Here is an 8367-nt window from a genome sequence, read left to right as displayed (position 1 = left end):
GGCGCAGCATCGCCGCCGCCTGCGCGGCCGCGCCGACCAGGAGGGCCGTGAGGAGCAGGCCGCCGACGAGGTCGGCCCAGCCGTCGGCAGTGCGGGGCAGGCCGCCCTCGCGCATCAGGGGGAACAGGGTGATGACGAGCGCGCCCGCGACCGCCACGGGGACGCCGCCCGACGGGAAGCCGAACACCAGCCAGAGGAGGGGGAAGATCACGAGCAGAGCGGCGGCGGGGAGGGACGCGGCCGTCGCGTGGCGGATGGCCGCGACCGCGAGCAGGTCGAGCGCGGGCACCACGATGAGGACGGCCGACGGGATCCGGGAGCGAGCGATCACGGCGGCCAGGACGGAGCCGACCACCACCACGGCCATGGCGGCGACGTACCAGGGGTCGCGCTGCACCGCGGGCTCGATGAGGGCGACGATGACCGCGACCACGGCGCAGCTGAGGAGGAACGGGAGCTGCGCCCGGGTGGATCCGCGCCGACGCCGCGCGTCCGTCTCGGACCGGGAGGCGAGGACGGGAGAGGTCATGCGCGCTCCTCCTCCGTCCGTCGTCGGGGGACGCCGTGGCCCGAGCCTAGACCGGAGGGCACGCCCCGCCCCCTGCACGCCGCCGAGCGGATCCCCATCGGATCCTCCGGGGACCGCCCCCGCGGCCCTTGAGGCGAAGCCGCGACCGGCTTGCGGGAAAGCTCGGGGGGACTTGCGGATCCCCAGCGGGTGGCTTGAGGCCGCTCCGTCAGAGTGATGCATGTCGAAGGAACACCGGCCCGACACCGCGAGAGGCGCCAGACAGGCGCCGCCGCAGGACCGGAGACGACCGGCGGGCAACCCACCCTCCGCCTCCCCCACAGCATGCGCGGCACACCGCGCGAGAGAACAGGAATCCCCATGAACAAGATCGTCTCCGGTGCCGTCGCAGGTGCCGCCGGAATCGTCCTCCTCCTCGGCGGCGCCGGCAGCTTCGCGCTGTGGAACGCCAACGCCACGGTCGCGGCCTCCAGCGTCTCCTCCGGCAACCTCGCCCTCTCCGCCGACAACGCGGGCGTCTGGACCGACATCACCAACGGCGGCAGCAAGGTCATCGACCCGGCCACGTACCGCATGGTCCCCGGCAACGTCCTGCAGTACACGAGCGCCCTGACCGTCACGGCCACCGGCGACTCGCTCGCCGCGGACCTCACCTACAACCCCGTCTCCATCACCGGCGACGCGGCGCTCAAGTCGGCCGTCACCACGAAGCTCGACGTCACCTCGACGGACGCCAGCATCACCCCCGCCACCGCCGCGAACACCTTCACGGTCAAGCCCTCGACGGCCGCCTCCAAGGTGAACGTCGTCCTCACGGTCACGCTGCCCTCCGCCACCACCACGGGCCAGAACGGCACGCTCTCCTTCGACAAGCTCGCCTTCACGCTCACGCAGCGCGCGATCTAGTCCCGCCTCTCCCCTCCCCGCGGTGACGTCGCCCGCGGGGAGGGGGCTCCACCCGCTCCACCCACGCACCACCATCACCACGACCCGAGAAGAGGACGACATGCGCAGGAACGAGGCCCCCGCCCCGCGTCCCGCGCACGGCCGTCGCTCCGCGCGACCCGCCCGGCGCAGCCCCCTCCGCGCCGCGTGGCTCACCACGGGACTCCTCACGGCCGTGGTCGTCGCCTCCCTCGCCGCGACCGGCGGCAGCTACGCCCTCTGGAACGGCGCCGCGAGCACGAAGCCCGCGAGCGTCACCAGCGGCACGAGCGGGCTCGTCGTCACGCAGCAGTCCGCCCTCGACTCGTCGAAGCTCCTCCCCGGCCAGGGCACGATCGGCACCTTCACCGCGAAGAACACCGGGACGGTACCCTTGGACGTGGCCGTATCCACCCGAGGGACCTCCTCCAACAGCGCCTTCCCCGGCGAGCTCTCGCTGCGCTTCGGACCCGTGGCCACGACGGCCGACTGCGTGCACGGCGCCACGACGTTCTCCGGCCGTCCCGGCCAGGTGAACGCGCCCACCGGCTTCGTCCGCATCCAGCCCGGTGCCTCGTCGGTCGTCTGCACCGAGGTCGTCCTCGACCAGGACGCGCCGCAGACCGTGCAGGGATCCACCGCGCAGCTCACCTTCGCCCTCGTCGGCACGCAGGTGCAGCCGTGACCCGCACGCGGCGTCGTGTCGGTCGCGCGCACGCGGCGCTCCTGGTGGGCCTCACCGTCCTCCTCGTCGGGATCGGCGCCACCGCAGGGCACGCGCTCTGGGCGTCGTCCACCACGACCAGCGCGAACGTCCAGAGCGCGACGGTCGCCGTGACCGAGAGCGGCTTCGACCGCCTCGCCGGCGAGCTGACGGCGCAGAGCCCCACCCGCACCGCTGCGGTCCTCGTCACGAACACGGGCTCCACGCGTGCCGCGTGGACCGGCACCATGGCGGCGCCCACCTCCTCGACGAACGACCAGTACTTCGCGCGCAACGTGCGCGTCGTCGCCTGGACCGCGACCGGCTCGAGCTGCACGGCCAGCACCGCCGTCGGCTCCGATGCCTCCACCGCCAACTGGGTGGTCCCGCCCACGCTGTCCGGGACGCTGTCCGCGGGCGCCTCCGTCATCTGGTGCGTGCGCACCACCGCGACCGCGTTCCCGTCGGGATCCGCCGCGGTCACGGCGACGCTCACGACGGTGCTGGGATCCGGCAGCTGGACCGGTCGCGACACCGCGACGGCGAAGCAGACCACCCCCGCGCCCGCCGTCACGGGCGGCTTCGCCTGCACGCCCCAGGACGGCAACTGGTACGTCGTCGTCGGATGGGACACCTCGGTCTCCTCGCTCGAGTCGAACTACAACGTGATGGTCAACGGCACGCGCATCGCCACCTCGCAGGGCTACTACGGGAAGGCCTCCATCAGCGGTTCCGAGGTGCCCGCCAGCCTCGCCGCCGACGGCACCGTGAAGGTCACGGTCGACCTCCTCGACTCCCAGAACCGGGTCGTGCGGCAGGTCGCGAGCGGCACGGTCGTGGCCTTCACCCAGAGCGGCGCCCGCGGCTTCCGCTGCTCCTGATCCCGACGACCCGACCCGGACGACCGACCATGCCCCGCATCCCGCTCCGCCGCCCCGCCCGGCACGCCGACGGCGGGGCACGTCCCGCGGACGACCTCGCCCCCGTCGAGCTCGAGGCCGGCACCACGCCCCGCGGCGCCCTCGCCCAGCTGGCACGCTCGACGGCGGTGGGACTCAGCGTCGGGATCCTCCTGCTCGTCATCGGCCTCGCGGCCGTGCTGCTCGTGGTGCCGAAGGTGTCGGGCTCGGTGCCGCTGACGATCCTCACGCAGTCGATGGAGCCGACGCTGCCGCCCGGCACGCTCATCGTCGTGCGGCCCGTCGATCCCGACGCGCTCGAGGTCGGCGACGTCGCGACGTACCAGATCCGCTCGGGCGACCCCGCGGTCATCACGCACCGGATCACCGCCATCGCGTCGGCATCGGACGGCACGCGGTCCTTCACCTTCACGGGTGACAACAACGCGTCGCCCGACTCGCTGCCCGTGACGCCGGGCCAGATCCAGGGCGAGGTCTGGTACTCGGTGCCGCTCGTCGGCTGGGCGAACCAGGCCGTCAACGGGCAGGCCCGCAGCTGGATCATCCCGGCCGCGGCGGTCGCGCTCCTCGCGTACGCGGCGGTCACGATCATCTCGGGCGCCGTGCAGACCCGGCGGCGCCGTCGCGCGTCGGCCGCGGAGGACGTCGTGGCGGAGGGCGACCATGTGCACTCCGACCGGATGGCGGCGGGCGTCGCGGAGGCGGCGCGCATCGATCCCTCGCACCCGGGCCTCGATGCGGCCCCGTCGGTCCCCACCACGCGCCCGCGGGGACGCCACCGCCGCTGAACCGCCGGGCGATCCGCCCCCGCCCGGACGACGGACGGCCCGGCCGCTCCCCGCGAGGGGACCGGCCGGGCCGTCGTCGTAGGCCGCCGCGGATCAGCGTCCGGAGCGGCGCTTGCTGTAGACGTCGAAGGCGACCGCGAGGAGCAGCACCAGGCCCTTGATGACCTGCTGCCACGCCGCGTCCACGGACAGGATCGACAGGCCCTGGTTGAGCACGCCCATCACGAGGCCGCCGATGACCGCACCGACCACCGTGCCGACGCCGCCCTGCACCGCCGCGCCGCCGATGAACACGGCGGCGATGGCGTCGAGCTCGAAGCTCCCGCCGGCCGAGGCGACCGCGCTGCCGGCGCGCGCCGTGCTGACGACGCCCGCGAGCCCGGCGAGCAGGCCCATGTTCACGAAGATGAAGAAGTTGACCCAGCGGGTCTTGACGCCCGACATCATCGCCGCGAACAGGTTGCCGCCCATCGCGTACACGTGCCGTCCGAACACCGTGCGGGTGAGGAGGAACGAGTAGAGCAGCACGAGCGTCGCCAGGATGATCAGGATGATCGGCGTCCCGCGGTTGTACGCCAGCAGGTAGCAGAGGTACATGATCGCGAAGACGGCGATGGCGGTGCGGATCCAGAAGGCGACGGCCCGCTCGCGCGGCAGCTCGAGCTTGCGGAGCGTCGCGCGGGTGCGCAGCTGCTGCGCCACGAGGGCGAGCGACACGAGCGCGCCGATGCCGAGGGTGAGCAGGTCGGGCGTCCCGATCTTCGGCAGGTTGCCGGATCCGATGGAGTTGAACTCCGCCGGGAGCCCCGAGATCGTGCCGCCCGTGAGGAGCACGAGGGCGACGCCGCGGAACACGAGCATGCCCGCGAGCGTGACGATGAACGCCGGGATGCCGACGAACGCCACCCAGAAGCCCTGCCACGCGCCGATCAGCGCGCCGACCACGAGCGACAGGACGACCGCGGTCCCCCACGGCAGCCCCCACTCGTTCATGCTGAGCGCGGCCACGGCACCCACGGTCGCGACGACCGAGCCCACGGACAGGTCGATGTGGCCCGCGATGATCACGATGACCATGCCCATCGCGAGGATCAGCACGTAGGCGTTCTGCTGGATGAGGTTCGCGACGTTGCCCGGGTAGAGCAGCCGCCCCTCGGTGAGGACCTGGAACAGCAGGATGATCACGGCCAGCGCCGCGAGGATCCCGTACTGGCGGAGGTCGATCCGTCGGCGCGGGCGCTTCTTGATCCCGTCCGGCGTGGGCACGTTCGGCGCGGTGGCCTGCTCGGGCATGACGGTCACTGGTCGACTCCTGACTTCCGGCTGGCGGTCATGTGCCGCATCAGCTCCTCCTGTGTCGCGTCGGCCCGGGAGACCTCCGCGGTGAGCCGCCCCTCGGCGATCGTGTAGATCCGGTCCGAGAGGCCGATGAGCTCGGGCAGCTCTGAGGAGATGACGATGACCGCCTTCCCCTCGGCCGCGAGCTGGTTGATGATGCTGTAGATCTCGTACTTCGCCCCGACGTCGATGCCGCGCGTGGGCTCGTCGAGGATGAGGACGTCGGGACCCGAGTAGATCCACTTGCTGAGGACGACCTTCTGCTGGTTGCCGCCGGACAGCTTGCCGACGACCCCCGAGACGTCGGGCGTCTTGATGTTCATCTTCTTGCGGTAGTCGTCGGCGACCGCGTACTCGCGGTGCCGGTCGATCACGCCGAGCCGGACGAGCTTCGAGAGCGCGGCGGCCGAGACGTTCACCGTGATGCTGCCGATGAGGTTCAGCCCGTAGCGCTTCCGGTCCTCGGTCGCGTAGGCGATTCCGTTCTTGATGGCCTCGCTCACGGTGCGGGTGCGGATCTCCACGCCGTCCTTGAAGATCCGGCCGGTGATCCCGGTGCCGTACGAGCGCCCGAAGATGCTCATCGCGAGCTCGGTGCGGCCCGCGCCCATGAGGCCGGCGAACCCGACGACCTCGCCCGCGCGCACCGTGAACGAGGCGTCGTCCACGACGACGCGGTCGACGTCCACGGGGTGGTGCACGGTCCAGTTCTCGACGCGGAGCTTCTCCTCGCCGATGTGCGGATCCCGCGGCGGGAACTGCGCGTCGAGCGGGCGGCCGACCATGGCGCGGATGATGCGCGTCTCGATCTCGTCCGAGTCGGTGACGGGGAACGTCTCGATGGTCTTCCCGTCGCGGATGACGGTGACGTCGTCCGCGATCGCCCGGATCTCGTTGAGCTTGTGGCTGATGATGATGCTCGTGATGCCGTCGTCGCGCAGCAGGCGGATGAGGCCGAGCAGGTGCGCCGAGTCGTCGTCGTTGAGCGCGGCGGTCGGCTCGTCGAGGATCAGGAGCTTCACCTCCTTGGAGAGCGCCTTCGCGATCTCCACGAGCTGCTGCTTGCCCACGCCGAGCTCGAGAACGCGCGTCGCCGGGTTCTCGTCGAGTCCCACGCGCTTCAGCAGCTTGACGGCCTCGAGGTTGGTGCGGTTCCAGTCGATGACCCCGCCGCGCGACATCTCGTTGCCGAGAAAGATGTTCTCCGCGATCGAGAGGTAGGGGCTGAGCGCGAGCTCCTGGTGGATGATGACCACCCCGTCGCGCTCGCTGTCGTTGATGGATCCGTAGCGGACCTCGCGGCCGTCGATGGTGATGGTGCCCTCGTAGGAGCCGTGCGGGTAGACGCCGCTGAGCACCTTCATCAGCGTCGACTTGCCGGCGCCGTTCTCGCCGCAGATGGCGTGCACCTCGCCGCGGCGGACGGTGACGTCCACGCCGTCGAGGGCGCGCACGCCGGTGAACTCCTTGACGATGCCGGTCATCTGGAGGATGACGTCGTTCATTCCTGTGGCTCCTGGTTCCCGTTCGGGTCGGTGGCGCGCGTCCGGTCGACGCGTGCCGGGTGGAGACGGATGCGCGGCCGACGGGCGCCCGGCGTTGTGCCGGGCGCCCGTCGACCGCGCGTCGCGCTACAGGCCGACGTCGGAGGCCTTGAGGAAGCCGGAGTCGACGAGCACCGACTGCACGTCGTCCTTCACGACCACCTGCGGGTCGAGGAGGAAGGACGGGACGACCTTGTTGCCGTTGTCGTACGACTCGGTGTCGTTGACGGTGACCTCGTCGCCGGCGACGATCTCGCCGATCATCTTCTGGACCTGGTCGCCGAGCGCCCGGGTGTCCTTCCAGACGGTCATCGACTGCTTGTCGGCGAGGATGGCCTGCACGTTCGCCTTGTCGGCGTCCTGGCCGGTGATGACGGGCCAGTCGGTGCCGGGCGCGTAGCCGGCGCTGGAGAGCGACGCCTCGATGCCGAGCGCGAGGCTGTCGTTGGGCGAGAGCACGACCTGGACCTTCTTGCCGCCCGTGTAGAACGACTGCAGGCGGTTGTCCATCTCGGCCTGCGCGTCGTCGGATCCCCAGCCGAGGATGCCGATGGACTGCCAGTCGGCGCTCGTGGCCGGCGACTTGCCCGAGGGCACGGTCAGCTTGCCGCTCGCGACGTAGGGCTGGAGGACGTCCCACGCGCCGCCGAAGAAGAAGGCGGCGTTGTTGTCGTCGGGGCTGCCGGCGAAGGGCTCGAGCGTGAAGGGCCCGGCCGCGTTGTCGAGGTCGAGCGTGTCGCGGATGAACTCGCCCTGCAGCTGGCCGACCTTGTAGTTGTCGAACGTCGCGTAGTAGTCGACGGCGTCGGTGCCGTTGATGAGGCGGTCGTAGGCGATGACCGTGACGCCCTGGCTCTTCGCGTCCTCGAGGGCCGGGCCGAGCGTCTTGCCGTCGACGGCCGCGACCACGAGGATCTTGGCGCCGCCCGCGACCTGGTTCTGGATCTGGCTGATCTGCCCGTCGGTCTTGTTGTCGGCGTACTGGAGGTCGACGGTGCAGTCGTCGCCCTCGAGCTTGGTCTTGAGGCCCTCGCCGTCGTTGATCCAGCGCTCGAGGCTGCGGGTCGGCATCGAGATGCCGACGTTGCACTCGGTGCCGCCGGCGGCGTCGCCGCCGTCGCCGGAGCCGGTGTTCGTGGCGCCCTGCGGCGCGCAGGCGGTCATGCCGACGGCGACGCCGGCGAGGAGGAGGAGGGAGCTGATCTTTCGTGCGTTACGTCCGGATGCCATGGCGGCGGGTCCTCTCGGGTGGCCCGTCCGGGTCGTGCGGGCACCGGGCGGTCGCGTCGTCGCGAGGGCCGTGGTGCGCCGACGCGTCCTCGGGTCGGGTGCTGGTGCGGTGAGTGCTGGTGGATGTGATGCGGGTGCGGTGCGGGTTCCGTGCGGTTCCGTGCGGGCGACGCCCGGCGGAGCGGCCGGTTCGCGGCGGTCCGTGCGTTTGTCGTCGGTCAGAACTTATCCATTTCCGCAGCCGCGGACATCGCATCCCGGAGACGTTACCCAAGCGTTACCGCCGGTGGCCCGCGGACGGGGGCGGGACGCGCGCCGGCGGGTGCGGCGGCGGGCTCAGCCGCGCGGGACGCGGGTCGCGGGCGACAGCAGGCCCAGCTCCATCGCGAGG

General features: G+C 71.6%; 7 protein-coding genes and 1 pseudogene. 4 read left to right on the top strand and 4 right to left on the bottom strand.

All coding sequences use genetic code 11. The annotated features are described in order from the left end of the window. Positions 1 to 529: pseudogene (locus DZG00_RS09450) on the bottom strand (sensor histidine kinase); the annotation flags it as partial. A 360-nt stretch (positions 530 to 889) separates the two neighbouring features. On the opposite strand from DZG00_RS09450, the gene DZG00_RS09445 reads away from it, so the two are divergent. The 4 genes from DZG00_RS09445 (at position 890) to DZG00_RS09430 (ending at position 3864) form a co-directional block, all read left to right on the top strand. After that, positions 890 to 1435 (top strand): alternate-type signal peptide domain-containing protein, encoded by a 546-nt coding sequence (locus tag DZG00_RS09445; protein WP_119381400.1) that lies wholly within the window; start codon positions 890 to 892, stop codon positions 1433 to 1435. A 100-nt stretch (positions 1436 to 1535) separates the two neighbouring features. Then, positions 1536 to 2138: a TasA family protein gene (locus DZG00_RS09440; RefSeq protein ID WP_119381399.1), complete on the top strand. Its 603-nt coding sequence runs from the start codon at positions 1536 to 1538 to the stop codon at positions 2136 to 2138. Next, positions 2135 to 3037, top strand: a complete 903-nt coding sequence (locus DZG00_RS09435) for a hypothetical protein (protein WP_119381398.1) — start codon at positions 2135 to 2137, stop codon at positions 3035 to 3037. Before DZG00_RS09440 ends, DZG00_RS09435 begins: the two co-directional genes overlap by 4 nt. Positions 3038 to 3066: 29 nt before the next feature. Beyond that, positions 3067 to 3864, top strand: a complete 798-nt coding sequence (locus DZG00_RS09430) for a signal peptidase I (RefSeq protein ID WP_119381397.1) — start codon at positions 3067 to 3069, stop codon at positions 3862 to 3864. Positions 3865 to 3957: 93 nt separating this feature from the next. On the opposite strand, the gene mmsB is transcribed toward DZG00_RS09430, so the two are convergent. The 3 genes from mmsB to DZG00_RS09415 all read right to left on the bottom strand — a co-directional run bounded on the left by mmsB (position 3958) and on the right by DZG00_RS09415 (position 7976). Beyond that, positions 3958 to 5166, bottom strand: a complete 1209-nt coding sequence (mmsB, locus tag DZG00_RS09425) for a multiple monosaccharide ABC transporter permease (protein WP_119382608.1) — start codon at positions 5164 to 5166, stop codon at positions 3958 to 3960. Continuing rightward, positions 5163 to 6707, bottom strand: a complete 1545-nt coding sequence (gene mmsA, locus DZG00_RS09420) for a multiple monosaccharide ABC transporter ATP-binding protein (protein WP_119382609.1) — start codon at positions 6705 to 6707, stop codon at positions 5163 to 5165. Before mmsA ends, mmsB begins: the two co-directional genes overlap by 4 nt. A 126-nt stretch (positions 6708 to 6833) precedes the next feature. Further along, positions 6834 to 7976, bottom strand: a complete 1143-nt coding sequence (locus DZG00_RS09415; RefSeq protein WP_119382610.1) for a substrate-binding domain-containing protein — start codon at positions 7974 to 7976, stop codon at positions 6834 to 6836. Positions 7977 to 8367: the final 391 nt, after the last annotated feature.

It is taken from the genome of Clavibacter lycopersici, from assembly GCF_003576405.1.
Taxonomy (GTDB): domain Bacteria; phylum Actinomycetota; class Actinomycetes; order Actinomycetales; family Microbacteriaceae; genus Clavibacter; species Clavibacter lycopersici.
Note: the sequence above shows the minus strand (reverse complement) of the source record. Positions and strands in the feature narration are given on the sequence as shown.

Bases quoted from the DNA above. Each gene is read 5' to 3' on its own strand.
- DZG00_RS09445 (WP_119381400.1), top strand. From the start codon at position 890: ATGAACAAGATCGTCTCCGGTGCCGTCGCAGGTGCCGCCGGAATCGTC.
- DZG00_RS09440 (WP_119381399.1), top strand. From the start codon at position 1,536: ATGCGCAGGAACGAGGCCCCCGCCCCGCGTCCCGCGCACGGCCGTCGC.
- DZG00_RS09430 (WP_119381397.1), top strand. From the start codon at position 3,067: ATGCCCCGCATCCCGCTCCGCCGCCCCGCCCGGCACGCCGACGGCGGG.
- mmsA (WP_119382609.1), bottom strand. From the start codon at position 6,707: ATGAACGACGTCATCCTCCAGATGACCGGCATCGTCAAGGAGTTCACC.
- DZG00_RS09415 (WP_119382610.1), bottom strand. From the start codon at position 7,976: ATGGCATCCGGACGTAACGCACGAAAGATCAGCTCCCTCCTCCTCCTC.